General features: G+C 42.6%; 35 protein-coding genes and 1 riboswitch. Of the genes, 13 read left to right on the forward strand and 22 right to left on the reverse strand.

Going from position 1 to position 26,239, the window contains the following annotated elements:
* The first annotated feature begins 5 nt into the window (after positions 1-5).
* The 9 genes from M0R36_03320 to M0R36_03360 all read left to right on the forward strand — a co-directional run bounded on the left by M0R36_03320 (position 6) and on the right by M0R36_03360 (position 8,561).
* Positions 6-677: a hydrogenase gene (locus tag M0R36_03320; GenBank protein MCK9554832.1), complete on the forward strand. Its 672-nt coding sequence runs from the start codon at positions 6-8 to the stop codon at positions 675-677.
* On the forward strand, positions 674-2,149 hold the full coding sequence (locus tag M0R36_03325) for an NADH dehydrogenase FAD-containing subunit (protein MCK9554833.1): 1,476 nt from the start codon (positions 674-676) through the stop codon (positions 2,147-2,149). Before M0R36_03320 ends, M0R36_03325 begins: the two co-directional genes overlap by 4 nt.
* Positions 2,146-3,615 carry a hydrogenase gene (locus tag M0R36_03330; protein MCK9554834.1) on the forward strand — a complete coding sequence of 490 codons (1,470 nt, stop codon included), beginning with the start codon at positions 2,146-2,148 and terminating at the stop codon, positions 3,613-3,615. Before M0R36_03325 ends, M0R36_03330 begins: the two co-directional genes overlap by 4 nt.
* 15 nt (positions 3,616-3,630) lie before the next feature.
* Positions 3,631-4,416: an NADH-quinone oxidoreductase subunit NuoB gene (gene nuoB / locus M0R36_03335; GenBank protein ID MCK9554835.1), complete on the forward strand. Its 786-nt coding sequence runs from the start codon at positions 3,631-3,633 to the stop codon at positions 4,414-4,416.
* Positions 4,417-4,418: 2 nt separating this feature from the next.
* A complete protein-coding gene (locus M0R36_03340; GenBank protein ID MCK9554836.1) occupies positions 4,419-5,339 on the forward strand; it encodes a PTS sugar transporter subunit IIA in 921 nt (306 codons plus the stop codon).
* A gap of 19 nt (positions 5,340-5,358) precedes the next feature.
* Positions 5,359-6,672, forward strand: coding sequence for an ArsB/NhaD family transporter (locus M0R36_03345; protein MCK9554837.1), 1,314 nt, complete (start codon positions 5,359-5,361; stop codon positions 6,670-6,672).
* A 16-nt stretch (positions 6,673-6,688) separates the two neighbouring features.
* Positions 6,689-6,751: riboswitch (Fluoride riboswitch) on the forward strand.
* 14 nt (positions 6,752-6,765) lie between these two features.
* Entirely contained in the window at positions 6,766-7,152 is a 387-nt protein-coding gene (gene crcB / locus M0R36_03350) for a fluoride efflux transporter CrcB (GenBank protein ID MCK9554838.1), read from the forward strand.
* A 13-nt stretch (positions 7,153-7,165) separates the two neighbouring features.
* Entirely contained in the window at positions 7,166-7,498 is a 333-nt protein-coding gene (locus tag M0R36_03355; protein ID MCK9554839.1) for a DUF190 domain-containing protein, read from the forward strand.
* Between the two features lie 220 nt (positions 7,499-7,718).
* Positions 7,719-8,561 (forward strand): alpha/beta hydrolase, encoded by an 843-nt coding sequence (locus M0R36_03360; protein MCK9554840.1) that lies wholly within the window; start codon positions 7,719-7,721, stop codon positions 8,559-8,561.
* A gap of 33 nt (positions 8,562-8,594) precedes the next feature.
* On the opposite strand, the gene M0R36_03365 is transcribed toward M0R36_03360, so the two are convergent.
* The 10 genes from M0R36_03365 to M0R36_03410 all read right to left on the reverse strand — a co-directional run bounded on the left by M0R36_03365 (position 8,595) and on the right by M0R36_03410 (position 14,025).
* A complete protein-coding gene (locus M0R36_03365; protein ID MCK9554841.1) occupies positions 8,595-9,308 on the reverse strand; it encodes an MBL fold metallo-hydrolase in 714 nt (237 codons plus the stop codon).
* Between the two features lie 13 nt (positions 9,309-9,321).
* A complete protein-coding gene (locus M0R36_03370; protein ID MCK9554842.1) occupies positions 9,322-10,194 on the reverse strand; it encodes a 4Fe-4S binding protein in 873 nt (290 codons plus the stop codon).
* A complete protein-coding gene (locus M0R36_03375; protein ID MCK9554843.1) occupies positions 10,191-11,045 on the reverse strand; it encodes an ATP-binding protein in 855 nt (284 codons plus the stop codon). The genes M0R36_03370 and M0R36_03375 overlap by 4 nt, the downstream gene beginning before the upstream one ends.
* Positions 11,046-11,050: 5 nt before the next feature.
* Positions 11,051-11,662, reverse strand: a complete 612-nt coding sequence (locus M0R36_03380; GenBank protein MCK9554844.1) for a class I SAM-dependent methyltransferase — start codon at positions 11,660-11,662, stop codon at positions 11,051-11,053.
* Positions 11,663-11,674: 12 nt separating this feature from the next.
* Positions 11,675-11,890: a hypothetical protein gene (locus M0R36_03385; GenBank protein ID MCK9554845.1), complete on the reverse strand. Its 216-nt coding sequence runs from the start codon at positions 11,888-11,890 to the stop codon at positions 11,675-11,677.
* 11 nt (positions 11,891-11,901) lie between these two features.
* A complete protein-coding gene (locus M0R36_03390) occupies positions 11,902-12,297 on the reverse strand; it encodes a NifB/NifX family molybdenum-iron cluster-binding protein (protein MCK9554846.1) in 396 nt (131 codons plus the stop codon).
* A 14-nt stretch (positions 12,298-12,311) separates the two neighbouring features.
* Entirely contained in the window at positions 12,312-12,704 is a 393-nt protein-coding gene (locus M0R36_03395) for a NifB/NifX family molybdenum-iron cluster-binding protein (protein ID MCK9554847.1), read from the reverse strand.
* A 153-nt stretch (positions 12,705-12,857) separates the two neighbouring features.
* Positions 12,858-13,220, reverse strand: a complete 363-nt coding sequence (locus M0R36_03400) for a DUF5320 domain-containing protein (protein MCK9554848.1) — start codon at positions 13,218-13,220, stop codon at positions 12,858-12,860.
* 57 nt (positions 13,221-13,277) lie between these two features.
* A complete protein-coding gene (locus M0R36_03405; protein MCK9554849.1) occupies positions 13,278-13,745 on the reverse strand; it encodes a transcriptional repressor in 468 nt (155 codons plus the stop codon).
* Positions 13,746-13,830: 85 nt separating this feature from the next.
* Positions 13,831-14,025: a hypothetical protein gene (locus tag M0R36_03410; protein ID MCK9554850.1), complete on the reverse strand. Its 195-nt coding sequence runs from the start codon at positions 14,023-14,025 to the stop codon at positions 13,831-13,833.
* Between the two features lie 222 nt (positions 14,026-14,247).
* Here M0R36_03410 and M0R36_03415 point away from each other — a divergent pair, with 222 nt between their 5' ends.
* Positions 14,248-14,448 carry a cold-shock protein gene (locus M0R36_03415; protein ID MCK9554851.1) on the forward strand — a complete coding sequence of 67 codons (201 nt, stop codon included), beginning with the start codon at positions 14,248-14,250 and terminating at the stop codon, positions 14,446-14,448.
* 42 nt (positions 14,449-14,490) lie between these two features.
* On the opposite strand, the gene M0R36_03420 is transcribed toward M0R36_03415, so the two are convergent.
* Complete coding sequence (locus M0R36_03420) at positions 14,491-15,003, reverse strand: N-acetyltransferase (protein MCK9554852.1); 513 nt, start codon at positions 15,001-15,003, stop codon at positions 14,491-14,493.
* 117 nt (positions 15,004-15,120) lie between these two features.
* Here M0R36_03420 and M0R36_03425 point away from each other — a divergent pair, with 117 nt between their 5' ends.
* The 3 genes from M0R36_03425 to M0R36_03435 all read left to right on the forward strand — a co-directional run bounded on the left by M0R36_03425 (position 15,121) and on the right by M0R36_03435 (position 17,145).
* On the forward strand, positions 15,121-15,441 hold the full coding sequence (locus tag M0R36_03425) for a cupin domain-containing protein (protein ID MCK9554853.1): 321 nt from the start codon (positions 15,121-15,123) through the stop codon (positions 15,439-15,441).
* 9 nt (positions 15,442-15,450) lie between these two features.
* Entirely contained in the window at positions 15,451-16,332 is an 882-nt protein-coding gene (locus M0R36_03430; GenBank protein ID MCK9554854.1) for a DMT family transporter, read from the forward strand.
* A 72-nt stretch (positions 16,333-16,404) separates the two neighbouring features.
* Entirely contained in the window at positions 16,405-17,145 is a 741-nt protein-coding gene (locus M0R36_03435) for a class I SAM-dependent methyltransferase (protein ID MCK9554855.1), read from the forward strand.
* A gap of 52 nt (positions 17,146-17,197) precedes the next feature.
* On the opposite strand, the gene M0R36_03440 is transcribed toward M0R36_03435, so the two are convergent.
* The 11 genes from M0R36_03440 to M0R36_03490 all read right to left on the reverse strand — a co-directional run bounded on the left by M0R36_03440 (position 17,198) and on the right by M0R36_03490 (position 25,771).
* On the reverse strand, positions 17,198-17,560 hold the full coding sequence (locus M0R36_03440) for a hypothetical protein (GenBank protein ID MCK9554856.1): 363 nt from the start codon (positions 17,558-17,560) through the stop codon (positions 17,198-17,200).
* A gap of 84 nt (positions 17,561-17,644) precedes the next feature.
* Complete coding sequence (locus tag M0R36_03445; GenBank protein MCK9554857.1) at positions 17,645-18,169, reverse strand: hypothetical protein; 525 nt, start codon at positions 18,167-18,169, stop codon at positions 17,645-17,647.
* Between the two features lie 24 nt (positions 18,170-18,193).
* A complete protein-coding gene (locus tag M0R36_03450; GenBank protein ID MCK9554858.1) occupies positions 18,194-19,690 on the reverse strand; it encodes a histidine phosphatase family protein in 1,497 nt (498 codons plus the stop codon).
* A gap of 41 nt (positions 19,691-19,731) precedes the next feature.
* Positions 19,732-20,715 carry a glycoside hydrolase family 26 protein gene (locus tag M0R36_03455; GenBank protein MCK9554859.1) on the reverse strand — a complete coding sequence of 328 codons (984 nt, stop codon included), beginning with the start codon at positions 20,713-20,715 and terminating at the stop codon, positions 19,732-19,734.
* Between the two features lie 77 nt (positions 20,716-20,792).
* The gene (locus M0R36_03460) at positions 20,793-20,948 is read right to left on the reverse strand and encodes a hypothetical protein (GenBank protein ID MCK9554860.1); all 156 of its coding nucleotides are present in this window, start codon (positions 20,946-20,948) and stop codon (positions 20,793-20,795) included.
* 58 nt (positions 20,949-21,006) lie between these two features.
* Positions 21,007-21,930 (reverse strand): dienelactone hydrolase family protein, encoded by a 924-nt coding sequence (locus M0R36_03465; protein MCK9554861.1) that lies wholly within the window; start codon positions 21,928-21,930, stop codon positions 21,007-21,009.
* The gene (locus M0R36_03470; GenBank protein MCK9554862.1) at positions 21,931-22,347 is read right to left on the reverse strand and encodes a type II toxin-antitoxin system death-on-curing family toxin; all 417 of its coding nucleotides are present in this window, start codon (positions 22,345-22,347) and stop codon (positions 21,931-21,933) included.
* Positions 22,347-22,604 (reverse strand): helix-turn-helix domain-containing protein, encoded by a 258-nt coding sequence (locus M0R36_03475; GenBank protein MCK9554863.1) that lies wholly within the window; start codon positions 22,602-22,604, stop codon positions 22,347-22,349. Before M0R36_03475 ends, M0R36_03470 begins: the two co-directional genes overlap by 1 nt.
* Positions 22,605-23,079: 475 nt before the next feature.
* The gene (locus M0R36_03480; GenBank protein MCK9554864.1) at positions 23,080-24,333 is read right to left on the reverse strand and encodes a hypothetical protein; all 1,254 of its coding nucleotides are present in this window, start codon (positions 24,331-24,333) and stop codon (positions 23,080-23,082) included.
* 51 nt (positions 24,334-24,384) lie between these two features.
* Complete coding sequence (locus tag M0R36_03485) at positions 24,385-24,831, reverse strand: hypothetical protein (GenBank protein MCK9554865.1); 447 nt, start codon at positions 24,829-24,831, stop codon at positions 24,385-24,387.
* A 40-nt stretch (positions 24,832-24,871) separates the two neighbouring features.
* Complete coding sequence (locus M0R36_03490) at positions 24,872-25,771, reverse strand: RHS repeat-associated core domain-containing protein (protein MCK9554866.1); 900 nt, start codon at positions 25,769-25,771, stop codon at positions 24,872-24,874.
* Positions 25,772-26,239: the final 468 nt, after the last annotated feature.

Genomic DNA, 26,239 nt, shown 5'->3' on the forward strand with positions numbered 1-26,239 from the left:
CGGTTATGGTAATAAATATATTAATAACGTTTCTTCTTATTACAAACATAGGGGTTGTCGCGTCCGGCAGGTTAACATACTGCATAAGGGTCGTGGCCGTTCAGGGCATTGTTATAGGTATTTTGCCCTGTCTGATTTACGGCAAGCTTGCGTTACTGCCTATTGTCATCGCAGCATTTACCATAGCAGTTAAAGGAATTATTTTCCCCCTGCTTTTAGGCTGGTCGCTGAAAACAGCGCAGGTAGAACGCGAAGTCGAGCCGCTGGTGAGTTATCCTTTTTCCATTATCATATCCGTACTGATATTTGCCCTGTCTTTCTGGTTAAGTTTCCATTTATCCTTGCCGGAATCTTTTTGTGTATCGCTGCTTGTCCCCGTGGCTTTCTCCACAATCATGACAGGCTTGTTTGTAATCGTAAGCAGAGTCAAAGCGTTGACACAGGTGCTGGGTTACCTGGTAATGGAAAACGGCATCTATGCTTTCGGAGCGGCATTGCTCCGCGAACAGCCTCTTCTGGTCGAACTGGGTGTTTTGCTGGATATGTTTGTGGCAGTTTTTGTGATGGGAATAGCTATTTTCCATATCAGCCGGGAATTCGACCACATCGATACTCACATCCTTGACAATCTTTCCGACAGGATTCCCGCCGATATCCGGACGACGGAGGAAACATGATATTCCTGTTGGTCCTTATCCCTTTTATCTCGGGTATCACAGCTTTTCTTCTGCGCGACAATACGGCGCGCAGAGGATTGATTGTCGCTACCGCCGCCGCGCATTCAGGATTAACCGCGGCAATCTGTTTTATGAATGTTAAAACATCTTCCAACTGGCTGTTTTTAGACGAGCTCGGGGCGTTGTTTTTGTGCATCACAAGCATTCTTTTTCTTGCCGCGGCGGTTTACTCAATAGCTTTTTTCCGGGAAGGGTCGCATTCAGAAGAAGATGAAAAACAAACGGCGCTGATTTCATTCAACACCAAGGAAGCTGTTTTCAGCGGATGTTTACTCCTGTTTTTAGGTTCTATGACACTGGTAATTATAAGCCGCCATTTCGGACTCCTGTGGGTGGCAATGGAAGCTACGACTTTAGCAAGCGCGCCCCTGATTTATTTTCACAGAAACGAGCGCTCTCTTGAAGCCACATGGAAATACCTGTTGATTTGTTCCGTCGGAATCGCGTTGGCTCTTTTAGGCAACCTTTTTCTCGGCGTAGCTGTCTCTCTTTCAGGCAAAGGGGATTTAGGTCTTATTATTTCCCAGCTCGACCTGTCCGGCTCGGAAACAAGTATACCGTGGTTGAAAGCCGCGTTTCTTTTCATATTTGTCGGCTACGGGACAAAAATGGGCCTGGCGCCATTTCATACATGGCTGCCTGACGCTCACAGCGAAGCTCCGTCGCTTGTATCCGCTTTGCTCTCGGGAGCTCTCCTCAACTGCGCGTTTCTCGGCATATTGCGCGCGCATCAGGTTTGCGCCGCATCCGGAATAGGTTCATTCAGCAAAGATATACTCGTCTTATTCGGACTTTTATCTATGGCAGCCGCAGCGATATTTATTTTCGGGCAGCATGATTACAAAAGACTGCTCGCATATTCCAGCATAGAACATATGGGGATTATGGCTTTAGGCATAGGATTAGGGCAGACTGCGGCGTTCGGCGCGCTGTTCCATGTTTTTAACCACTCAATAGTAAAAGGCTTTTTATTCTTCACAGCAGGCAATATATTTTCCGTTTACCATACCAAAGAAATAAAAAGCGTCAAAGGGATGCTCCAAATCATACCTGTTTCAGGAATTTTATGGATGCTTGGGATATTGGCAATAACGGGAACTCCTCCGTTCGGAGTGTTTGTCAGCGAGTTTATTATCTTCAGAAGCGCTATGGAACAAGGGCGCGATATTACCGCTGTTATTTACCTGATTTTACTGGCAGCTGTCTTTATAGGAATGTTCCTGATTGTTCCTGAAATGGTTCAGGGAAAGAGCCCTGAGAGCATAAAACATCCCGGGAAAAAAGAAACCATATTCAGGGTCCTTCCGGGCCTGATCTTATGCGGATTCGCATTATGGCTGGGATTCTGTATTCCCGATTGGCTGCAAAACATATTACAACGGGCATTAATAATAGTGGAAAATTTAAAATGAAAAATGAAATTATTGTCTCCAACTGCAGTCCGGTAAATTTAGAAAATATATCCGGGGTTCCTATCGGGGAATTTCAGGATAAATTATTAAAACTCTGCGGCCAGGCATGGAGGATAGTCAATTATTTTGCCGTGCCTGACAAAAAACAGTCAGTCAATCTTTTCGCAGTCTTGGCTCATGATGCAAACGGCAAATTAAATATTTTATCCAGCGAGAAAATAGAAAAAGACTTTCCGTCGCTGACGCCTGATTGCATTCAGGCACATTTGTTTGAACGTGAAATAGCCGAGAAATGGAACATTATCCCTGAAAATCATCCATGGTTAAAGCCTGTCCGGCTTCACAGGCCGCAAAACCCAACTGTATTTTTACAGGCTCAGTCGGAAGAAATACATGAAGTGGCTGTAGGTCCGGTTCACGCCGGCATTATTGAGCCGGGCCATTTCCGTTTCCAATGTTCCGGAGAAAAAGTATTGAATCTCGAAATATCGCTCGGATACCAGCACCGCGGAATAGAAAAAGCTCTCATCGGAGGGCCCGACCTCAAAACTATTCATTACATCGAAACATCCGCGGGAGATACAACAATAGGGCATACGTTAGCATACGTCCAGGCTGTAGAAGCTTTTGCTGACTGCAGCGTCAGCGCAAGAGCTCAAACGCTAAGAGGCATTATGCTTGAACTGGAACGCCTCGCAAATCATACCGGCGACCTGGGAGCGCTGGCAAACGATATAGGATACCTGCCTACTGCTTCCTACTGCGGACGTATACGCGGTGATTTCCTGAACTTAACCGCATTAATCTGCGGAAACAGGTTCGGGCGAAATATGATATGTCCCGGCGGCGTCCGGTTCGACCTCGATAAAAGAATTATCGGGGAATTCCTTAAGCGGCTGGAAAAAATATTCGCCGACCTGACTAACGCGGTGGAATTACTGTGGAATACCCCTTCGGTTATGGACCGCTTTGAGGGCGCGGGTAAAATTTCACGGGAAACAGGAGAAAAACTGGGATTGGTGGGAATTCCCGCGCGCGCATGCGGAATAATGCGTGACATACGCTTTGATTTTCCATCCGGCATATACCGCCTCGCCCAATTGCCCGTCTCCACATATAACACCGGTGATGTCTTCGCGAGGGCTTACACCAGATGGCTTGAAATACAAAAGTCAGTCGAGTTTATAAATAACCAGTGTAAATCACTGCCGGCGGGGGAAACAAAAATTTCCTGCGGCTCTTTGGTTCATGACACCATGGTTGTTTCTTTAACTGAAGGGTGGAGGGGAGAAATCTGTCACACAGCCATAACAGACGAAAAGGGTTCTTTCAAGTGTTATAAGATAGTCGACCCTTCTTTCCATAACTGGACAGGTCTGGAGATGGCGCTGAGAAACGAGCAGATATCGAATTTCCCTTTATGCAATAAGAGTTTTAATCTTTCTTATTGCGGCCATGACCTGTAACAGAAAAGGAATAATATGTTAAAAGAAATTTCAGCCCGTATAAAACAGGGTTATAAAACATCAAAGTTCCCTGAAGAAAAACCAGTATTGCCGGACCGGTTCAGGGGATATCCGGTTATTGACAATTCAAAATTTGAAAATAACCGCGAATCTTCTGATGATATTTGCCCGACAGGTTCCTTATCCTGCAAAAAGGGTTGTTCCATTGACCTTGCAAAATGCATCTTTTGCGGAGCGTGTGAATCCGCCTATCCGAAGGGAGCCATTTCTTTCTCAAATGACCACAGCCTTGCCGCGTCAAGGAAAGAGGATTTATTGGTAACCGGCAACCGGCCGTCACGCGCTACCGTCACGCAATATGAAAAATGCAAGGCTTTCGGCAAATCTCTCAAGCTTCGGCAGGTAAGCGCGGGCGGATGCAACGCATGCGAACTGGATACGAATGTTTTGACAACTCTGTTTTTTGATCTATCACGATTCGGCATTCAGTTTGTAGCGTCGCCGCGCCATGCCGACGGCCTGCTCGTAACAGGGCCCGTCACAAAAAATATGGAATACGCTTTAAAGAAAACATACGATGCCATACCCGAACCTAAATTAGTAATCGCCGTGGGGGCTTGCGCATTATCAGGAGGAATATACCGGGATCACCCGGAAACCTGCGACGGAGTTGATAATATCATCCCCGTTGACCTGTATATCCCGGGATGCCCGCCGCATCCATTCACAATTTTAGACGGGCTTCTCCGTTTGCTGGGTAAAAATATCGACCCGTCAAAAAAAAATAAGGGGCAGGGATAGATATGATTAATCTGCAAAAATATATTTTCCCGGAATTGATTGTAACCGGTATAGACGCCGGGACAAAAGAAGAAGCCATAAAACTGCTTACGGAAAAAACTTTTGCATTCAGGGCTGATTGCGCCGGAACGGCTTCGAAAGATACGGCGTATAAAGAGCTTCTGGAGCGCGAGAAGCTCCAGACCACCGGCTTGGGAGAAGGGATGGCCTTTCCCCACGCCCGCATAAAAGGATGGGGACAATTTGTAATGGCGTTAGGCATAACAAAAAAAGCGATAGATTTTTCCAGTCTTGACAAAAAACCCGTTCATTTTATATGTGTAATGATATCTTCCCAGGACGACCATTACATAATTCTCCAGGCAATGTCAGCTATAATGCGTTTTATGAGAGATACCGGGAACATAAAAACTTTGTTCGGCAATTCGAACAGCGAAGAAATAGCCGCTTCACTGATAAACTATAACCTCGAAACCGGTAAAAGTATCCTGGCCCGGGATATTCTCAGGCCTGTCAAAGCTTCGGTAACTTTAAATACAACCGTTGAAGAAACAACCCGGATAATGCATTTAAACCATCTGGATATCCTGCCTGTCGTGGACGAACACAACAATTTTTGCGGGCATATTTCATGTTTCGATATCTTTACCTACGGAATCCCCGATTTTTTCACACAGCTGCATACAGTCTCATTTGTAAAACACATAGACCCCTTTGAAAAATATTTCAAGATAAAGAAAGACCTTAAAGTCGAATCTATCGTAAACAAAAATTGCACGACTGTTTCGGAAGACGCGACTTTGCTTGAAATAGTTTTCCAGCTTGCGGTAAAAAACAACCAGAAACTTTTTGTAGTGAAACACGGGAAACTCGAAGGCGAAATAGACCGTTTCAGCATTATAGACAAAGTCTTGTTTTTCTAAAACAAAAGGATATTTGACCGTGAATACGATATTCGCTGTGCTTATTTTCGCGGTAGTATACATTTTTATCGCGTCCGAAAAACTTGAAAAAACCGTAGTCACGCTAATCGGCGCTTTTTTAATGCTGTCTTTCCGTCTCGTCCCTTTCGAAAACGCCATCGCGGCAATAGACCTGAACGTAATCTTCCTGCTGGTGGGGATGATGACATGCATTTACATACTGTCAAAGACAGGATTTTTCGAATGGATGGCGATAATCGTGGCAAAACATTCCAAAGGAGAACCCATAGCCATAATGGTTTTATTCCTTGTCATAACCGCGGTTTTTTCCGCGTTTCTGGATAATGTCACCACGATTATCCTGCTGGCTCCCGTGACGATACTGATAGCCGGCATTCTGGAAATATCCCCCGTCCCATTCCTTATATGTGAAGTCATTGCCTCAAACATCGGCGGAACCGCAACTTTAATCGGAGACCCTCCCAACATTCTTATCGGGTTACAGGCCGATTTGACTTTCAATGATTTTCTTATTAACTTAACTCCGGTAACAATCATTGTTTTCCTGTTCTTTCTCGGCACGGTATATTTTATCTTCCGCAAAAAAATCCATATCCCCGAAAACATTAAATCAAGAGTGACCGAAGCTATCCCTCATCTGGCCATAATCGACAGGCCCAATATGATACGGGCCCTGTGGGTATTAGGGCTGATTTTCCTGGGTTTCCTGACTCACGGAATTACTGAGATCGAACCGGGTATCATCGCCCTGGGCGGCAGTATGCTTATGATGATTGTCTGCAGGTCTGAAATAGATTCGACTTTTATGCGTGTTGAATGGGGAGTCATCTTCTTTTTTATCGGACTTTTTATAATAACCGCGGGACTCGAATACACGGGGGCGATTCAAATGATAGCTCAGGGCGTTATAAACATGGCCGGCACGAATATGTTTCTTTTGTGCATGATAATCCTTGTCGGCAGCGCGCTGATATCCTCATGCCTGGATAATATACCCTTCGTCATAACCATGATACCTATGGTCAAACAACTAATTATTTACCTGACGGCTTACTACGGGATAACAAACGCGGCTGAAATACAGGCACAGATAGCCCAGCCGCTATGGTGGTCCCTGGCGCTGGGAGCATGCCTCGGGGGAAACGGGACTTTGATAGGCGCGACTGCAAATGTTGTAATGGCCAAAATCAGCGACAGGAACAAACATCATATAAGTTTTTTAACTTTTTCGAAGTACGGGTTCCCTTTTATGGTCCAGTCAATCCTGATAAGCGCGGTCTATCTCTGGCTTAAATATTTTTTCCATCGATAGGCTGTTATGATATAATCCAGTTTCCGGCGATGGGGTTCGCCGTTAACCGCCTTAACAGGCTGATAACTCCTACAAAATAAAGGAGGTATTGGGATGTTAAGGTTTTTTTATGTCGCAATCGGCGGCGCCCTCGGAGCTGTATTGCGTTATGTCGTTTCCGGCTGGTCGCACCGCATCTTCCCGGGTATCCTGCCCTGGGGAACACTGGTTGTCAACCTTTCGGGTTCTCTTATCATCGGGGTTTTATGGGCAGTTTTTGAGGGAAGCATCATATCGCAAAATATCCGTTTGATGATTCTGGTAGGTATTCTCGGCTCTTACACAACATTTTCAACGTTTTCGCTGGAAAGCTTCAATTTATTCCGGGACGGAGAATACGGATTTTTCTTCCTGAACATTTTCTCTAATCTGATTTTAAGCCTTGGATGTGTTTTCGCGGGCTATATTTTAACCAATTATATCTTAACTACCGCAAAATAAAGGAGATTATAAAATGAAACTGCCCGAAGAAGGAATGCTTTTGAGAATTTTTATCGGTGAAAGCGATAAGCACAACGGAAAACCTTTGTATGAACAGATAATCCTGGAGGCGAGAAAACTCGGACTTGCGGGGGCTACCGCTCTCCGCGGTATAATGGGTTACGGCGCGGACAGCAAAATGCACACGGCAAAAGTGCTCAGGCTTTCGGAAGATCTGCCTGTAATAATCGAAATTGTCGACACGGAAGAGAACCTGAATAAAATAATCCCCTTCCTTGACAAGATTGTAACCGAAGGATTAATCACCATGGAAAAGGTGAAAGTCATCAAATACAGGCATTCTTAAAAGAATTCCCGTCCTTAAGGAAGGAACATCTTTTTCCCATTACCAGTCAAACAAACCGCTTATCCGGGGCGGAGGACATTGAATGGAACCCGGATGGGCTGGATATGGCTGATGCCGCTCTGAATGTTCTTGAAAAACGCGTTTATCCCGATTACCATATCAATTATTATATTCTTTGAAAATAACATATCTCTTTTAAACCGGAGAAGCATTGTTGCCAGTGAAATACAGCAAATATATTTTTATTGCCGTTTCCGCCTGCGCGCTTTTAATATGCGCGTCCTGCTCTTCGGTAAACAGCCGTATAAAACAAGCCGATACCATAGCCTCAAAAGCTTCTCTGCGGAAAGAACCTGTCGCGGGGAAAAATTTCCGCCTTATAACTTTCCGGAAAATAACGGATTCCAAAGCCGCCCTGCATGTTTATATTGAAGGGGACGGAAGGGCGTATGTAAATCGCGCAATGGCATCGCACAATCCCACGCCGGGAAACCCGGTAGGACTAAAACTGGCTTCAATCGACCCGTCTCCGAATATCTTATACATCGCAAGGCCTTATCAATATTATGAATCGTCTGAATCATTTGCATACCAGTCAAAATACTGGACTACTGCCAGATACTCGGATAAAGTAGCGGGCGATATAAATGAAGTAATCACACAGGTAAAAAACAAAAGTAATATCAGGGACATAATTTTAATCGGTTATTCAGGCGGCGGCGCTCTGGCGGCATTGATCGCCGCCGGAAGAAATGATGTTACCCTGCTCGTCACTGTCGCGGGAAACCTGGACACCGACTTTCATACAAGCCTGCATAATGTTTCCCCGCTTGAAGAGTCTTTGAACCCGGCGGATTTCCCGGACAAACTTAAAAATGTCAAACAGATACATTTTGTGGGAGGAAGGGATACGGTTGTGCCTCCTTCTGTTGCCGAAAGTTACCGGAAAAAAATCGCCCCGCAGCCTGAAAATTTCCGCATCATCGAGATTAAGGAAAACACTCACGGCAGGGGTTGGGAAAAGGATTGGCGCAACACGGTTAATAAATATTTTAATTCTTGACCTCGGGTTTTCGCTTCAGGACAAACACCTATTTTATACCTCTAAAATTTGTCCCGTCTTCAGGGAAATGAAATCGGCTTTGTATTCCCGTTTAAATATATCTTCCGCCGATTTCCCGCTGCAATGTGTCGGCCCGGCTTTCTTTACTTTTATTTTTCTGAAATTTTCGGCAATAGACTCAATAAAAGCCTTGTCCTTATTCATAAGGTGAAATCCGCCCAAAACCGCGTATATATTTTCTTTCGGGAAAAATCCTTTTGCTTTTTTGACCATCTTGACAACACCCGGATGGGCGCAGCCGGTAACAACGGAGATACCGTTTTCTGTTTTCAGAACCAGAGCCTGCTCGGGCATATATTCCCCTTTATATTCGCCCGCGATCTCTCCCGTAACAAAAATATTTTCTGATATTTCGGTAAAATCTCCTGTCTCATTAAGTTTGCCGCCGAGTTTTTTGACTTTGGCCTTGAATTCAGCGCTAAAATCAGGGCACGCGTAAACCGGAAGTTTTTTTCTTTTCTTCAATACTCCCCACAACCCGCCCGTATGGTCCCAGTGGTCATGAGAAATTACCACAGCCTTTAATTTTTCAATATCTGCGTTCAGGAGCTTCATATTTTTCATAAGCCAGGAACCGTTTTCCCCGGTATCAAACAATACCGTTTCGTCGATTAAAAAGGAAAGCCCCCAGCCGACACGCAGGTTTTTATGTTCAGTGGTTTTATCAAAAAGAACCTTTATTTTCATTTGCCGCCGCGCCTCATATTTTTTCCTCCAATTTTTTCCGCATAAAATTCCATGCGGCGGCAATTTCTTTTCCCGCCGGGCTGTTTTCTGAATGTTCTATTATCGTTTTCCCCTTAACCATGGCTTTCACAACAGATTCGTCAAATGGGATTTTTCCGACCAGACCGATGCCCCCTGATTTGCAGTATTCCTCTATTTTTCCCGTCATATCGGTATTAAGGTCGTATTTATTTACTATCAATTTAACAGTCACCCCGAAGTATTTCGCCGCTTTTATAACTCTGTCGGCATCATGCAATCCCGAAAGTGTAGGCTCTGTCACAACTATAGCGCAGTCCACTCCGGAGATTGAAGCGATTACGGGACAGCCTATCCCGGGCGCTCCGTCCACAATAACCCAATCGGAATTGTTTTTTTCCGCCAGTTCTTTCGCCTGCTGCCTTACCAGCGAAACAAGTTTTCCCGAATTTTCTTCCGCTATCCCGAGCCTGGCATGCACCATGGGGCCAAAGCGCGTTTCGGAAATAAACCATTCGCCCGAAATATTTTCCTCCATCCTTATAGCGCCGGCCGGACAGGCAAAGCTGCAGAAAGCGCATCCTTCGCAGGAAACAGGGTCAACAACAAAATTTTCTGCTATCGCGTTAAACCGGCATAATTTCACGCATTTGCCGCACTTAACGCATTTTTCAGCGTCAATAACGGCAGTTTTGCCGCTTCTGAATTCATTTCTCTCTTTGATATCCGGTTTCAGCAGAAGATGCAGGTCGGCAGCGTCAACATCGCAGTCAGCCATAACCTTATTTTCCGCCAACGCGGCAAACGCGCCGGTAATAACCGTTTTTCCCGTGCCGCCTTTTCCGCTGATAATAACAATCTGTTTCATTGCACCTGTCCAGCAATATCTTCATATAATTTGATAAACTCTTTTTTATACTCCGGGAAAGCCATAACAATAGGCTCCCCTTTTGAATAAGCCATCGCTATCTCTTTTTTAAAAGGTATCCGCATAAGGATCGGGATATTTTCCTTGTCACAATACAAATCTGTTTTTTCATCGCCTAAATCCGCGCGGTTAATTACAACTCCAAATGGAATTTTAAGTTTTCTCAAAACCTCAACAGCAAGCATTAGATCGTTTAATCCAAACGGTGTCGGCTCGGTTACAAGCACACAGTAGTCGCTCCTTTTCAATGTTTCAACTACGGGACATGATGTCCCCGGAGGCGCGTCAATAATCACCGTGCATTCGGTTTTAATATGTTTTTTGATTTCTCTTATCACCGGAGGCGCCATTGCTTCTCCTATATTAAGGCGGCCATGCGCAAACTCTATTGAACCGGCATACCCCGTTTCGATTTCTCCTATTTCCCTGTTTACTTCCTTTATCGCTCCTTCCGGACAGAAGTAGGAACAGCTTCCGCACCCGTGACAGAGATTCGGGAAAAACAGCGTTTTGCCCTTCCTGCCCGCTGAAGGCGGTATTACGGCTATCGCGTTATACACGCAAACCTCGCGGCAGCGGCCGCAGTAAGCGCATTTTGCCTCATCAATTTTCGGAACGGGAATAAAAACTTTTGCGGTTTTCTTTATTTCGGGTTTTAAAAAAATATGGGCATTCGGTTCTTCGGCGTCGCAATCCAGAAACTGCACATTATCATTTATGGAAAGCGCGAGGTTTACCGCCACCGTAGTTTTTCCCGTCCCGCCTTTACCGCTCGCAACTGAAATAATCATAATTTTTACACACCCGGCTTATCTGCTATCAATATTTCCTGGAAGCCGCTTTCAATTATCTCTATTTTTAATCCTTTTCCGGATAAAAATCCGCCCATATCCCGCAGGCTGAATCCGGATACATCGTGTAAATCTCCTTCCGCGGCATGGAGTTTGTTCACCACTTCAAAACCGGCTTTATTGAAATCGGCCAGAATAATCCTGCCCCCAAAATCAACAACCCTGTTAATTTCATCCATAACCCTGAAAGGATTTTTAAGATGATGGATTGTATTGACAGAAAAAACAATATTAAAACTTCTATCCTTAAAGCTTAACCGTTCCGCGTCCGCAATCCTGAAATCCACAAGGTTTTCCAGATAAAAATATTGAAGGTTTAACCTTGCAATCCTCTGTTCCTCTTCGGACACATCTATGCTCGTAAACCTGTGCCCTTCTCTTGCAAGAACAAAGGTGAAATGCCCTTTCCCGGTTCCCACCTCAAGGATACGGCCGGATACAGGGCCGGCTTTGTCAAAAATAAATTTACGCTCTTTATCTATATCAAATCCGTAACTTTGATAAAGCTTTTTGCGCTCCAGGTACCGCTTGTGATTTCCCAAAATTTCGTTTTCCAAAACTTGCCCCTTTTACTGCCTCATCATTTTTGTCCCGCACTTAGGGCAATTAATGGAATAACAGGGAACTCCCGCCTGATGGGCGGCTTCCGCTCCGCAATTCGGGCAAACACAATTTCCGCCCGGTCCCGATCCCGGACGATTTCCACCGCCGACACCTCTTCCCAAACCTTGCCCGCCTGCTCCTGAACCCCGCCCCAAAGGGCCTCTTCCATCTTTTCCCGGCATTTTTTCCTCCTCTATTTCATTCCAAACTTTGATTTTACACTCGGAGCTTGTGTAGAGCTGAATCCGCCTTTTTTATATTTTTCAACCGCTTCCCTGACAGTTCCGGAAGCTCCCGTGACTATTTCCACGCCGGCCGCCTGAAGTGTCTGAAAGGCGTTAGGCCCCACATTTCCCGTAATGACGGTTTTTACGCCTGTTCCCGCAATGAGCTGGCCTGACTGTATTCCCGCCCCGCCCATTGAATCAATATTAGGGTTTTGAATCGCCTCGAACTCAAGGTTTCCCGTATCAACAATAATAAAATATCCGCATCTGCCGAAACGCGGATCCACCGTTGAGTCTAAATCGCTTCCCGAAGAAGTAACGCATATTTTTGCGCCTGAACCTGATTTTTTGTCACTGCACATAATTCCTCCAATAATTAATGCTCATCATTTTCTTCATGCGGATGGTCGCATATTGTTTTTTCCACACCGTAACCTTTTCCCGCTCCCGGCTTGCAAAGGCTTTCCCCGCCTTTCAATGTCCCTTTTTCCAGGGCTTTAATGACATCATCCACTTTACCGCTTATACCCACAATCGTCTGTATAGCCAGTTCATTGAAAAATCCCGCGGCCCTCATGCCCATTCCGCCGCAGACAATACAGTTGACGCCTTTTTGATGCAGAAAATTCGGGATATATCCCGGCTCATGCCCGGGGTTTTTAACCGTCTCTTTTCGCCCTATTTTACCGTCTTTTATCTCAACAATTGTAAATATCGGACAACGCCCGAAATGAGCCGATACAAAATCACCATCGGTTGAAATCGCCACTTTCAAAATTACCCTCCTTAATGAGGCCATTATTTACGCGGCCAAAGGAAGCATAAATAATAAGGCCGAATTAATCCCGCCGAGCGCCGGAGAATTATCGAAGAGACTTCTATGGCACTCTTGCGAGGCGGGATATTTTTACTTATCTTTTTTTTATTTCTGCGCAGATTCTATATCTTTCAGGCGCAGGTTTATGGCATTTATTTCTTCCTGCATAGCCCTTGCTTCCGCCTTCAGCATATCTGCCTCCTGAGCGGGCGTAATATTAGCAGGATATGATAAGCCGGCATAGGGATTGTAAGGATATGAATCCCATCCAGGCCTGCCAAAAGCAAATCCTCTGCCCCAGCCGCGGCCTCTCCCTCTGCCAAAACCTCGCCCGTAACCGAAGCCCCTGCCGAAATATCTTACCCCGGCAGTCCCTCTGGAAGTTCCTTCAGGAAGAACGCAGAATCCTCTGCCGCCTCCTGTCATAGGTCCCTGGCCTAATGGCCCTGTTCCGTCAAAACCAGGCATTTCAACCACCTCCTTAAATGAAAATCATTTTCAGTTATTCCCAAAAAAATATAACCATTATTTCATACTGCAATTGCCGCAAATCCCGTAAAACTGTATTACATGGTTCTTAATATCAAAATTATATTTTTTAGATAACCCTTTTTCCGTTTTTGTTAACAGTTCAATCTCATCTTCAATAAAATCGGTATAATCTATAACCCTTTTACAATTTGTGCATACCAGGTGGTGATGGTGGGCAACTTCTTTATTCGGTCCCTCGACAAGTTCGTATCTTGCTCTGCCGTCCCCGAAATCAAATTTAAACACCAGGCCCATTTCCACAAGTATTTCCAGCGTTCTGTAAACCGTGGTCAGCCCTATTCCCGGATAGGTTTTCTTTACAGCCAGATAAATATCTTCGGCGCTCAGGTGCTTATCGGTTTTCATCAGCGCATCCAGTATAATCTCCCTTCCTGCCGTCACGCGGTACCCGCAACCGCGAAGCCTGCCCTGCCACCACGAATTTCCCCTGCATCTGCCCATAGATTCTCCCTTATTGATAATGGTTTTCATTATCAATATACTTGAGCTTTCACATTTAGTCAAGTTATTTGTTACAATTCGATAATCAGGCTTTTTTTACCGCCAACATAAGGCATATCAGCGATAGTACTATACCGGTAACAAGGAACAACCAGCCATAAGAGGCGAGGTACGCAACCAGCAGGATGCCAAGCCCGACGCCTACCAGTACCTTTGAGACCACGAAGATGATAAACATGGGTGAGGAAAGTTTCTTTACGCCGCCGATTAAATCAGCCATAATTACCCTCCCTTTTTACACAATATTCTACCAGTTTAACAGCTCTCGGTGAATTTATTAAATATAGTTGACAAAAATATATTTTTAGATTAAATTATTTTTTAGTGGTAAACAAGAGGTACTGAAGTCTTACAGCCGCAAAGGTGAAAGATGAATACCTTGCGGTTTTTTTATTGCTTCAGCGGTTTACCGCAATCTGAGAAAAAGGAGGTGTTGTTAGCAATGACAAAAGGAACAGTAAAATGGTTCAGTAATCAAAAAGGTTATGGATTTATTACTTCTGAAGACGGCAAAGATGTTTTCGTGCATCACAGTGTTATTCAGGGCGAAGGTTACAAGACTTTAGAGGAAGGCCAGCAGGTTGAATTCGATGTACAGCAAGGCCCTAAAGGTGAGCAAGCCACTAATGTAGTAAAACTATAAATCGCAAAGAAAAAAGCCCGGCATTATTATGCCGGGCTTTTTTTATACCGCATCACTAAATTCGCTCCTGTATTCGGCCGTTCCCGACAGATTACCGTTATAAGAACGGTCAAGAACCAACACCATAAAAGCTTCGTCCGGCATATCCCATTGGCTTTTTACATTATATTTTGAGGCTTTTTCAAACCCGAAGCGCGGATAATATCCGGGATGGCCAAGCACTGTTATGAAAGGGCACTTTTTTTCCTTCAATATTTTTATTCCTGCCGAAATGAGCATTGTCCCTATTCCCTGTTTCTGCACTTCAGGCATAACGGCCATGGGCCCGAGTCCCATACCCGCGACTTTTTTCTTTTTCCTGTTTATGACAACAGGGCTGAACAGGATATGCCCGACAACCCTGTCATCCAGTGTTCCCACTATGGAAAGTATATCTTTGCAATTCTTCCTCAGAGCATTTACGAGTTCCGCTTCCGTCACCTGGTTAAAAGTCCGCCGGTTTATTTCATATACCGCGGGGCGATCTTCTTCCGTCTCAATTCTTACCTTAAACATATCTATTCACCGTATAATAAACATATTCTGATGTCTGGCCTTGCTGAAAAAACTAAGTTAACATATAATAACAGCCATACTTAATTCCGCAAATATTACCGGCAAGGAGAACCGAAGATGGAGAAATTCAAAAAAGAAGTTTTGGCACTGGCCGATTTGATAGATTACCAGAAAGATTCCGTTGTAAGCAAGGAAATCATAAAAAAAGGAACAGGCACAGTAACGCTTTTCGCTTTCGACGCGGGGCAGGGATTAAGCGAACACACAGTCCCTTTTGACGCTATGGCCAATATACTGGACGGCGAAGCCCGGATAACGATAGGCAATAAACCGTTTAAAGTAAAAACCGGCGAGATGATAATAATGCCCGCAAATGAACCTCACAGAGTTAACGCCGAACAAAAATTCAAAATGCTTCTTGTGCTTATTAAAAAATAAACCTTACTTATGACAAATAAAGAACCGCACAGAATATATCTGGGAATTATACTTGTTGTAACCGCTTTTTTGTTCGGAGCCATCAGAAGCGCATTTTCCAAAATTCTTCTTCAGGAAGGAATATCAGCGCAGGTAATATTACTGTTCCAGACAATCATCGCTCTTCTGATTTTGCTTCCGTGGATATTGAAAAACGGGACAAAAAGTCTCGCCATAGGCAATTTGAAACAATTCGCCGTAAGGTGCGTCAGCGGTTTTACCGCCATAATCTGTTTTATAATATCGCTGAAATATACAACACTTGCCAAAGCTGTCCTTCTTAACAACGCTTCCCCTTTATTTCTTCCCATTCTCTCAGTTTTTTTCTTCCGCAAAAAATTGAAAATCCGGCTGCTGTTTATCCTCGCGATAGGATTCACCGGCATAATAATGATATTGAAACCTGAAACAGGAAATATGAACAGGGGCGACCTTCTGGCTTTTTTGTCGGGGGCGCTGGCAGCCGTATCAATCGTGTTCGTCCGGCTGATCCAGAAGGGAAAAAACCAAAATACCCAATCAATCATATTTTATTATTTGATTTTTATAATTATATGTTCGGGATTGCTTTCCGTTAAGCACTGGGTTATCCCCCATAACAGGATATTATGGATGTTTATACTGATCATGGGAGCCACTTATTCACTATTCCAGATAAGCTTCACAACCGCTTTTGTTCATGCCCCCGCATCCAAAATATCCCCTTTCATTTATTTCGGAGTTATATTCGCGGGCCTGATCGATTGGGCAGTCTGGAAAAACGCGCCGGACATTTTATCGGCTTTAGGCATGATAACCGTTATTATTTCGGCAATATTTTCCGTAATATTCACGGAAAAAAACCCGCCTTAAAATATTTTTTGAAGATTTTTTGCATTATAGCCGGGCTTTCCTGTTATAATCATTTTTTTGGGAGGACAACTTATGGAAGGCGAACAACAAATATCAAAAAACACAAAAGATGAAAACATCAAAGAGGTAAAAGTTTTTTTCGAAAAATGGGACACTTACCGGAAAGCCATGGATAATGACTACGCCGGCCATATGGAAGCCTACAAAGCGCTCGGCGATTTCCTGAAAACCAATATTGATAAACCCTTCGCGATTTTTGACCTCGGATGCGGCGACGCGGATCTCATGGCGCAATCTTTAAAAAATACCCTTATCCAGAGATACGAAGCGGTTGATATTTCCGACACCGCGCTGGAACTGGCGAAAAAAAATATGTCGCATCTGAACTGCGAAAAACATTTTTTCGCCGGCGACTTTATAAATGTTATACATAACAGGGAAAACTCTTTTGACGTTATCTGGGTAGGGCTTTCATTCCATCACTTATCCCTGAAACAGAAAGAAGAGCTGCTCAATAAATGTTCTTCTCTTTTGAGTAAAGACGGTTATTTTATTATTTTCGACCCTGTCTTGTATGATGACGAGACACTGGAAGGATTCAGGAAAAGATGGTGGAAAACCTGCCAGCTTTACTGGAATGCCTTAAACCATGAGGAAAAATTGTCAATTAAAGAGCACGTTGATAACTCCGATTTCCCTGAATCTCTTGCCATTTACAGAGAGCTCGGAAAAAAATACAGTTTTACCGAAGTGCAATCTATTTTCACCGACCCTACGGAAATTTATCAGGTAATATATTTTCAAAAGACATAAAAAAGAGGGCATTCGCAAGAATGCCCTCTTTTAAACTCTCCGCCTTAAACTCTTATTCGCACGCTCTCGCCGGAGTTTCAACCGTATCAACAACCGCATCCTTCGCGGTTTTGCCTGTTCCTTTGATCGGAGTGGTAACGATCTCAGGCGCTTTTTCAACATCGCCTGTCAATGTTTCCCCTGTAGCTTCGACTGTGCCTACCACTGTTTCGGTGGAATTTTTGACGACATTTCCGCCCGTTTTCACAGTCTCTCCAGTCAGCTTAAAGGGATAAGTAACCACTTTCTCCGCCGCGCTTTTATCGCCGGTCGCCTGTGTGTCCTGTGTTTCGCCTTTCTTAGCCATGGCGAACAGGGGCGATACGACAAAAACAACAACCGAAAGAGCTACCAAAAACATCAATGCCTTCCTCATGTTTCTCTCCATTGTTATGCTGTTAAAGGCCCTTTTACTAACTGTTAATTATAATACAACCTTTTTAAAAAACAATAGCTAATTTCAGTAGTATGAGCCGTCGATAAGCTCCCCGGGTGTTTCCCGCGGAAAAGCGCATGTAAACCTTTTGTCATTCAGCTTAAAAACCAATACAAAATATTTGGGTTTATCCTGGCTTTTGAAAATAAAATAAATATGGTATTTCCCTTTTCCCTCTATTTTTTTTGATTCGACATCCATTTTTCTGTTGTATGAAGGTATTTTCAGCGCAGGGAAAACAGGTTTTTCGCCTATCAGCTTGCTGTCTTTATCATATAAAAAACACATAGGTTCGAACCCCTCAAAATTCCCCTTTTCATTAACTTCAAATTTGACCAGCAGGGCCCTGTCGCCGAAATGTTTACAGCCGGAATCGGGAAGGGCTGTTATTTTGACCATGCCGAAAGATATTACATCTTCAGCCGCTTTATTTTGAACCGATTTGCCGCCTTTGACGGATTGTTTAAGCTGGTCCAACGAAGAACCGCAGGAATAAAAAGAAAGAAAAAAACACAAACAAAACTGAAAAAGATAAAACAATTTTTTCATGCCGCACCCGGGATTTTATATTATCTATCTCTTTTGATTTATCAGCGCGTTTATTTCGTCGCTCGGGCCTATTACAACGGGGCCGGCCCATATGCCTCCGCCGCCGGTCCAATCGCAAACCCTTACCGCCAGAACATTACTATCTTTAAGCATCTTCCTATCAATAAGATATATACGGGGTGTATCCCACGCGGTGCTTTTATCGGGAGGGAACCTGCCAGTCCTGCCTATCTGCAAACCGTTAAGATATGTTACATCCGCATCATCAACCGCGCCTAACAGAAGAACTATCTTCTTGCCTTCCCATTTTTTTAACTCATCTTCGGTAATCGCAAATTTACACCTGTACCACGCAATACCGTCATATCCGGGCAGGGCGTTTTTCTCCCAGCCCTCGGGCACATTAACCGGTATCCATTTATTTTCCTGATAATCCTCTTTCGCCCTTTCGGGATTATCCCCTTTTTTAATAATCCATTTCCCTTCAAGGCTCTTGTACGTAGGGATTAAAAATTTATCCTTCCACGAATACACCTCTTTCCCGGCGCGGGATATCACGGTCTCAATACCGCAGACAGAACCTTCTTGAATGTTTTTCACGGGTATATTGATATCCACCAGAGGATTATCATCTCTTTTCTTCTCTTCAAAAGTATCTTTCCCTTCCGCCACGAGATTTCCATTGTTGTCATAGACTTTCCAGCCCACATCAAACTCTTCATTTAAATCGTTAAGGAACTTATCCGGGAAAAGATGCAGCGCGATAAATCCGTTACTGACATTATCCTGTTTCCAGAAAAACTTCTGGATAAAGGGCTCATCATTATATTGAAGCATCCTGAAAGTCCCGTCAGATTGTTGTTCAATAAGGCTGACGGCGCAATTCTTGGGCCCGAACCTTCCTTTCGACTCCAATTCAAGCAATACTTCCATCAGCCTGCTTCCCGTGCAGTAATGTCCGACAAGCAGAATTGACTGGCCCGTGCCGGAATACAGCTCTATCCTTTTTTTCGCCTTTAAAAATTGAGCCAATCCTTCTGAAGCATTGCGGGGCTCATACATCCGGGTAGAAGAAGCATCTCTTAATTTGAAATATTTTTCGTCAAACAGTTCTATCAATCCCCCCTCGGGAATAGTTTTTGAAGGGACGGTCGAAGATGTGATATCAAAACATTTTTCATCTATCTCGGGCCAAATCTCGGCGGTGATGTTATGGCTTTTTAAATAAGGTAAAATGGTATATTGTGTCCTGTACATAGGGCTTACAAACACGTGGTCAAACCGGTAATTTTTTAACTTATCACTTATATGCTCTACCTGGGTAAGTCCTTTTGGCGAGAATTTCCTCTGGTTTTCTTCGGAATAATTGCCTGTGACATTACCCATTGTTTCGGCATGGCGGGTTATATAAACTTTTAAACCTTTATTTCCGTCAGCCCCGGCAGGGATGCAGACAAAAACAAAAGTGAACAGTAAAAAGAACCTTAATAAAATATTTCTTTTCCTATGCATATTCATCATTCTGTTAAATTGGGCAAAATAAGTCAACCAAAACAGTAATACTATTGAGATAATACTGGTTCATACCCGAGGATCTCAAAAAGTCCGGGGGAAGATTGCAGGTATTTTTCTTTTTTTATCTCATTAAGCCAGAATTCTTTCACCTGTTCGTTGGCGTGGACCCTGCCGTCCTTCCAGCTGCCATCCGAATAAATGGGGTGGGAATCCCAGTCGCAGCTGATATAGCAGATAGCCTTTACCCCGTATTCGTCAACAAACTTAAAAAACGGTTCAAAATACCTTTTAACGGCGTTTCTTCCGTAGCCGACACCTATGCCGGCGGGAGTCGCTTCCGCTATCATCATAGGTTTTTTATGCCCGTTGGCAAGAGCGACAAAATCTTCTATAAACTTATTCTTATGGCTGAAAAAAGAAATCGCAAACCAATCGACATATCCATCGCCGGGATACCAGTCCATAACGGGCGTTTTCATCTTATGCCCGAAAGAATGCCATACATAAGCGATATTATTGACTTCATTCTTCCTCAACCTGTCTGCAATATAACGATACGCCTCGATATATTTTTCAGGTTCGTAATGGTTATGATCCCCGTCAAACTCATATCCTATCCTGAGGTAAACAGGCCTTTTTGATTCCTTTATAAAACGCCCTATTTCATCAATGCTGCCGTCATAATCCCCGGCGGTAACCCCGTCAAGGGCATCTACCATATAAAGCCCTATTTGGAGAACGGTATCCGGATACTTATCTATCACATATTTCGCATACAGATTACCCGCTCCCCGGTCTATCGGCTCATATAACCCTTCTGCGGTATATACGGAAGTGTACGTCGTAAAACCGGCGGGGACAATGCCTATTTCCCTGACATAATCGTCAATCGCGACCGTATCCTGCCCCAGTATCAGCAGAACCTTATCTCCCGGAGGAACGAATTTCGACCGGTAATCAATCTGTTCGGCGTGTAAAACATCAAGGTTCAGCGCAAATAAAAACCCCAGGCACAAAAGTACTTTTCTCATACCTTTTCTCCCTGTTGCAGTAAATTAAGAGACAGGCGCCTTTGGCAGGGGCCTATCTCCAACTGAAATCCCAATAATTATTTTGAGCCAAGCAAAACAACACCGCATATTGCGGACAAGGCGACAACTATATAATTATAAACTGTCCAGTAACTTTCATTCTTTATGACCATTCCCACAACCGTAGCCGCCGTCAGCGCAAGAAGCAGTATCCCGATAACCTTTTTACTCATATTCTCCTCCTTTTACCTTTAAATAGGGACAGACACCTATTTAAATAGGTGTCTGTCCCTATTTGAAATTATTATCTATCCAGTTGGGCACGGGGGTATCAGACATCTCCGGATACACATGCCCTAAGTCCTTATTAACAAATAACTTAACCTTATAATGCTTTTTATCAAGCAGTTCTTGTACCTGATACGCTTCAGCAAGGGGAAAGTACGGGTCTTTATCGCCATGCAGTATATATACGGGAATTTTTTTCGTAGGCTTTCTTCTTAAAAAATTCTTAAGAAAATCGTATCTTCCGCTGCACGGGACTGCCGCTTTGAAAACCGAAGGGTTGCACAGCCCGACATTATAAGTATCCCCCGCTCCGGCAGAGTTTCCGGTGAAAATAACTTTTTTCTTATTTATATTCTTATATTTTTTTTCGACTTCCTTTACTATATCCAGAAACAGTTTGTCCACGCTTACCTTATCCCAGTCCGTATCATACGGCATTGTGGGGGCGACAACAATATATCCCCTTTTGTCGGCCGACTTCTTCCACGCGTTTATTATCTCATAGCCCGTCTGCCCGCTGCCGTGAGAACCGACAATCAGGGGATACTTCTTTGCCCTATTAAAATTCGGGGGGATATATATGTAATATATAAAACTGCCCAATTCATTTCTAACGATTTCGCCTTCTTCTGCAGGCATTTCAACCTGCTCAGCCGGCTTTTCCTCGGCTTTTGCGGTTGTTTCAACAGGAACTGCAGCAGTATTCTCTTTTTCTGCAACAACCGGTTTGCCCCATTCCCCGTTTTCGAAAACCAGGCCCGCTTTCTCCAGGGTTTCTTTCCGGAAAAGTTTTCCCTTGTATAAGACAAGCCCTTCCGCTTCCGCCTGCTCGAGCGTGTAAGTGTTGCCCCTGTACTCGTAGATGTCCTCGGCAAACGCAAAAGCGCAGATGCTGATGAAAAGTAATGTTAAGAATATTTTTTTCATTTATAAATTAATTATATAGGTTTGTAAGAATTTCTCAATGGCTTTGACTGTCTCATCTTTAAGCTTAGGAGGGCTTTGCGCTATCCAGACCGTAAAGTTATAAAGTTCCTGAGTATTTATACGTATCCATTTTTTATTTTTACGCAAAAACATCAACAGGGTGGTCAACGCTATTCTTTTATTCCCGTTCTGAAAAGGATGGTTTTTTATCATCAGATAAAATAGAATGCCCGCTTTTGGAACCAATCCCCGATAAAGCGATTGCCTGCCAAAACTCTGGAAAGGGGTTGCCAGACAACTCTCAAGTATATTGGGAAATCTTGTTGAAAAATCAGGGATGGGTTCATTAAAGGCCATCATCTCTTTGGCTAACCGAAAAGCAAGATGTTCAACCTCTTTAACAGTAATGCCGATCATTATTCTTTTCCCAGCAGTCTCAGTGTTTCACCATACTCATTCATTGTCGCTTCAACTACTTCATTTATCTCTTTTTTCGCACGATCATCCAGAGAGTCCCCCAGTATCGAAGATATAATTTCTCTGGGCACAGCATATGCTCTGCCGATTTTCTCGGCCTGTATTTGTCCCTTTTTAACCTTCTTATAAACAGCAATCCGGCTTATACCCAAAAGTTTTGCCACTTCCGGAATGCTTAAGTATTTGTATTTCTCCATCTTATAACTCCTACGTTAACAAGCTATACATAAGTTAACTAATGTTAACTAATATATTTTAGGTTAACATCATATTAATCAAAAATCAAGGCTAAAAATCATCTACTCTTATAAAGAGTATACTCTTGGAGAAGCCGTGCGGGAAAGGATTTCAGACTAAATTTGCGCTACTTACTTGATAATAACTGTCCAACTCTCCACCCATCAAACATCGCTAACGTAAAAAACAACAATAACAAAAAAACTCTCAGTTTAATTGAATCCGTTTTTATGCCAACAATAATAATTATCGCGAAACAAGTATATACCAATATTCCCCAACAACTTAGAATCGAGAGAATGGTAATCATAAAAAACTCCGGATACCCGCTGCCAATAGATGTTCCCGCAATATAGGCAAGTAATACCAGAATAGCATAAATAATTGTAGAGTTTATTAAACTAAAAAATATTCCAATCGGATATTTTTCTATTTTCATTTTGCTGTATCAGGTTTATTGACAGACTCTTTTTCTTTTTTTTCTTTAAACACTTTTTTCAAGACAACTCCCAGATAACCCTTTTCTATTTCATTCAACTCGTTCGACTCATAAATTCCGATACAATACTGAAGGAGCAAATCGCAATTCATACAATTAGATGACAACGACCATAAAGCCGCATGAAACACAGCTCCCAACATCGCTTTTTCTCTAATTTCATCATTTATTTCAGTAATTTCTTTCTTCTTAATCTTATCCAGCACCTCCGCATGCTTGCTGAGATTCAAAGCTGTTATAAGATGTTTCACTGGCTTAACCCTTGATGTGGCAAAAAATTCAGCCCACAACATATCCTCCTGGCTTCCAGTCGTAATCTCCGCATAAGGATCCGGGATAACAATATCCCTGAGAGACTTTTTATACTCTTCTAAATTATCTGTCAGTTTTGGAAGCGATTCTGTTTTCCCAATCAAAAATAACAGTAAAATTATATCCTTCTTTTGTTGCTCCGATGCCTGATTTTCAAAAAAAGTAATCAGATGCGGAATCAGAAATTCGTTTTCCTCAAAAACATATTTATAAAACCATATTGATGACCATAGGATAGTGCCTTTTTCATTAATATACGGCCTCGGGCGATTAAGAAAATGGGCGAATGCCACAGCGGGTTTCGGCTCACTAGGATAATTTAAAAACCATCTACTATCTTTCGGATCCACAGACGGTATCTTAAATTCAGATACACAAAAGTGTGTTGTTTTGCTCGCTGTTTGATTCTTAATATGATCGCGGGCTGTAACTTCGACAGTATATTCTCCTAACGGATCATCTTTATCAAAACAAACATATATTGAATTTTGGGAAGGAAGAAAATACTTCCCGGGAATTTCCCCTTTATAGCCTTCACAATCCTCAATACAGGCATCTAATGTCCCATCCGACTTGATAACTTTCAGATCAAATGTTATGTCAGCAGCATTAGATTCCACGCCGTAATTACTAAATGTAAGAAATATATTGCATTTTTCCCCTCTAAAAATTTCTCCTGCTATTGTAACTTTAGGGGGGAATTGAGAAGGAACCGCAAACCACCAATCCATCTTATAATCCTGTCTCGTGGGGAAAACACATACCTCAAAAGGTTTTTGTTCTTCCTGTTCAACCGCAACAGAAAAGCTAATTACACAAATCACGGATAAGATTATTAAAGCTCGCAGTATATTTTTCAAATTTTCACCTTTGTTCATTTAGGATAAAGACTACTTTACCCTAAATAGGAATAGCCACCTATAGTTTATTCATTCTGGCAGCGAAGGAAGCAAAAAGTACATTACACTTATTAATATACAAATTGCAATCAATAATACAACACTAATATATACAGGCTTCTTAATTTGATATCTAGATATAATTGGAAATTTTATATAATATAAACCTGACAATATTCCAACTATCGGAAATTCGACAATTAAAAAATTTGTCCCAGATTTTCCCCCAAAAACGGATGTTAAAACCAACCAAAAGAAAAATGGAATAAATAAGGCATAATAATCAATCAGAGCAAATTTCCTTTTGTATTTATTGTATATATATATATATACAATAAATACTATTACAAATAATTTAAGGAATATTTTCCAATCTAAACAAATTAAACTATCTAAATTGATTAATGCAGAGAAAAAGCCAAGATAAAAAACATAAAGCACAATAAGAAAAATCAGATATTTATTTTGCTTATCCATATGTTCCATCCTATGTTAAGCTACTCAGTTATGATGTCTCTTAATTTCTTTTATTAAGATCTCTTTCCCATTCTCTCAAAGCTTCTTCAATTAAATCTCTCGTTTCGTGTTTGCAGTTATCCCATGCCCACCAGTTATGATGGCTTGAGTGATTTGGATCAAGTCTCTCATTAAAATTTTCATCAATATACGTATCGAAAGGTTCGTCTGCAACCCTTACCGCCAATTCTCTTTCTAAACTTTCTCTAGCGGCTTGTATGTCTTCCTCCCTATCCATGTGCCATTCTCTAACCCCATTCTCACCACTCACATTTCCCCAACTATATGTATGTTCCAACTCACCATTTTGAGTCGTAAAAACATAAGTATGCGTAAGGGGATTATAGTAACTTTTTGCTCTATTTCCCCCCAACTCACGATTTGCCATATAAGTATCCATCCCCCACGGATCAACCCAGTTGATTGGGTTATTGTTACAGTAGGCATAGATGTTCGGGCCTGGGATTTGGCCAAGCGGGTCCGGCTGGATGAAACGTCCCACCTCAGGATTGTAATCTCTGAATCTATAATCATATAACCCCGTAGCCTTATCTATCGGCCGGCCGGTAAAACCATAGGGCTGGTTGATGCCTTTTTCAAAGAACAGGAAGTTCTTACCGTGAGCCGTTGAGGTTCTTTCTCCAAAAGCGGTATATTCATAGCTCTGGATTAAGTTGGAGTTAGCATCTGTGATGCCCCTGACACTCCCCCTTATGTCCTCATAATAGTATACCGAAGGTGAGGCGCTGCGGGAAAGGATTTCATCGAGGGATGAGCCTCTCAGGTAAGTTACTGCGTGGTTGCCGAGGAGACCTGACTCCTTTTCCTGTATTACTTTAAAACCGTCATAGATGTATTTTGTGTTGTTAATTAAAGGGCGCTGACCCCTTTTTCGTAGCAAAAACAAAAACCAGCAAAATTGCTATTAAAATCCGAAGTGTGTTTTTCATAGGAATTTCTATTTTCTATAAATCTGACCTTTCTTCTCTCTGAGATAATCAATTAAAGAATGGGCTAACATGATTAAGAGACTAACTAACCCAAAAGAAATAAATTTGAAAGCAGCACTAATACTTGCAAGGTTTTCATAATAAACATATGATAACTGCCTCGAAAAATAAAAATATTTCACATAGCAGTCAGACCCCATGAAAACAAAAAACGAAAGAGAGAATAATATAGCCGCAAAGATATAAATTAATATCTTTATAAAAAAATTATCAAACTTATATTTTTTCTTAAGAACAAAACAAAATAATGTCGGCAAACCGAAAAACCCCGCATAAAAAAGGAGCGAGCTTTTTATAAAAAACCATATATCTATATTTATATCAAGATGTTGAGGGTTTATTGGGTTAGTGCTCTTTAT

This window comes from bacterium (genome assembly GCA_023228325.1).
In the GTDB taxonomy this organism is placed as follows: domain Bacteria; phylum Auribacterota; class UBA6266; order UBA6266; family UBA6266; genus UBA6266.

Bases quoted from the DNA above. Each gene is read 5' to 3' on its own strand.
- M0R36_03320 (MCK9554832.1), top strand. From the start codon at position 6: ATGGTAATAAATATATTAATAACGTTTCTTCTTATTACAAACATAGGG.
- M0R36_03325 (MCK9554833.1), top strand. From the start codon at position 674: ATGATATTCCTGTTGGTCCTTATCCCTTTTATCTCGGGTATCACAGCT.
- M0R36_03330 (MCK9554834.1), top strand. From the start codon at position 2,146: ATGAAAAATGAAATTATTGTCTCCAACTGCAGTCCGGTAAATTTAGAA.
- nuoB (MCK9554835.1), top strand. From the start codon at position 3,631: ATGTTAAAAGAAATTTCAGCCCGTATAAAACAGGGTTATAAAACATCA.
- M0R36_03340 (MCK9554836.1), top strand. From the start codon at position 4,419: ATGATTAATCTGCAAAAATATATTTTCCCGGAATTGATTGTAACCGGT.
- crcB (MCK9554838.1), top strand. From the start codon at position 6,766: ATGTTAAGGTTTTTTTATGTCGCAATCGGCGGCGCCCTCGGAGCTGTA.
- M0R36_03355 (MCK9554839.1), top strand. From the start codon at position 7,166: ATGAAACTGCCCGAAGAAGGAATGCTTTTGAGAATTTTTATCGGTGAA.
- M0R36_03365 (MCK9554841.1), bottom strand. From the start codon at position 9,308: ATGAAAATAAAGGTTCTTTTTGATAAAACCACTGAACATAAAAACCTG.
- M0R36_03370 (MCK9554842.1), bottom strand. From the start codon at position 10,194: ATGAAACAGATTGTTATTATCAGCGGAAAAGGCGGCACGGGAAAAACG.
- M0R36_03375 (MCK9554843.1), bottom strand. From the start codon at position 11,045: ATGATTATTTCAGTTGCGAGCGGTAAAGGCGGGACGGGAAAAACTACG.
- M0R36_03385 (MCK9554845.1), bottom strand. From the start codon at position 11,890: ATGCCGGGAAAAGATGGAAGAGGCCCTTTGGGGCGGGGTTCAGGAGCA.
- M0R36_03390 (MCK9554846.1), bottom strand. From the start codon at position 12,297: ATGTGCAGTGACAAAAAATCAGGTTCAGGCGCAAAAATATGCGTTACT.
- M0R36_03400 (MCK9554848.1), bottom strand. From the start codon at position 13,220: ATGCCTGGTTTTGACGGAACAGGGCCATTAGGCCAGGGACCTATGACA.
- M0R36_03405 (MCK9554849.1), bottom strand. From the start codon at position 13,745: ATGGGCAGATGCAGGGGAAATTCGTGGTGGCAGGGCAGGCTTCGCGGT.
- M0R36_03410 (MCK9554850.1), bottom strand. From the start codon at position 14,025: ATGGCTGATTTAATCGGCGGCGTAAAGAAACTTTCCTCACCCATGTTT.
- M0R36_03415 (MCK9554851.1), top strand. From the start codon at position 14,248: ATGACAAAAGGAACAGTAAAATGGTTCAGTAATCAAAAAGGTTATGGA.
- M0R36_03420 (MCK9554852.1), bottom strand. From the start codon at position 15,003: ATGTTTAAGGTAAGAATTGAGACGGAAGAAGATCGCCCCGCGGTATAT.
- M0R36_03425 (MCK9554853.1), top strand. From the start codon at position 15,121: ATGGAGAAATTCAAAAAAGAAGTTTTGGCACTGGCCGATTTGATAGAT.
- M0R36_03430 (MCK9554854.1), top strand. From the start codon at position 15,451: ATGACAAATAAAGAACCGCACAGAATATATCTGGGAATTATACTTGTT.
- M0R36_03435 (MCK9554855.1), top strand. From the start codon at position 16,405: ATGGAAGGCGAACAACAAATATCAAAAAACACAAAAGATGAAAACATC.
- M0R36_03440 (MCK9554856.1), bottom strand. From the start codon at position 17,560: ATGAGGAAGGCATTGATGTTTTTGGTAGCTCTTTCGGTTGTTGTTTTT.
- M0R36_03445 (MCK9554857.1), bottom strand. From the start codon at position 18,169: ATGAAAAAATTGTTTTATCTTTTTCAGTTTTGTTTGTGTTTTTTTCTT.
- M0R36_03450 (MCK9554858.1), bottom strand. From the start codon at position 19,690: ATGATGAATATGCATAGGAAAAGAAATATTTTATTAAGGTTCTTTTTA.
- M0R36_03455 (MCK9554859.1), bottom strand. From the start codon at position 20,715: ATGAGAAAAGTACTTTTGTGCCTGGGGTTTTTATTTGCGCTGAACCTT.
- M0R36_03460 (MCK9554860.1), bottom strand. From the start codon at position 20,948: ATGAGTAAAAAGGTTATCGGGATACTGCTTCTTGCGCTGACGGCGGCT.
- M0R36_03465 (MCK9554861.1), bottom strand. From the start codon at position 21,930: ATGAAAAAAATATTCTTAACATTACTTTTCATCAGCATCTGCGCTTTT.
- M0R36_03470 (MCK9554862.1), bottom strand. From the start codon at position 22,347: ATGATCGGCATTACTGTTAAAGAGGTTGAACATCTTGCTTTTCGGTTA.
- M0R36_03475 (MCK9554863.1), bottom strand. From the start codon at position 22,604: ATGGAGAAATACAAATACTTAAGCATTCCGGAAGTGGCAAAACTTTTG.
- M0R36_03480 (MCK9554864.1), bottom strand. From the start codon at position 24,333: ATGAACAAAGGTGAAAATTTGAAAAATATACTGCGAGCTTTAATAATC.
- M0R36_03485 (MCK9554865.1), bottom strand. From the start codon at position 24,831: ATGGATAAGCAAAATAAATATCTGATTTTTCTTATTGTGCTTTATGTT.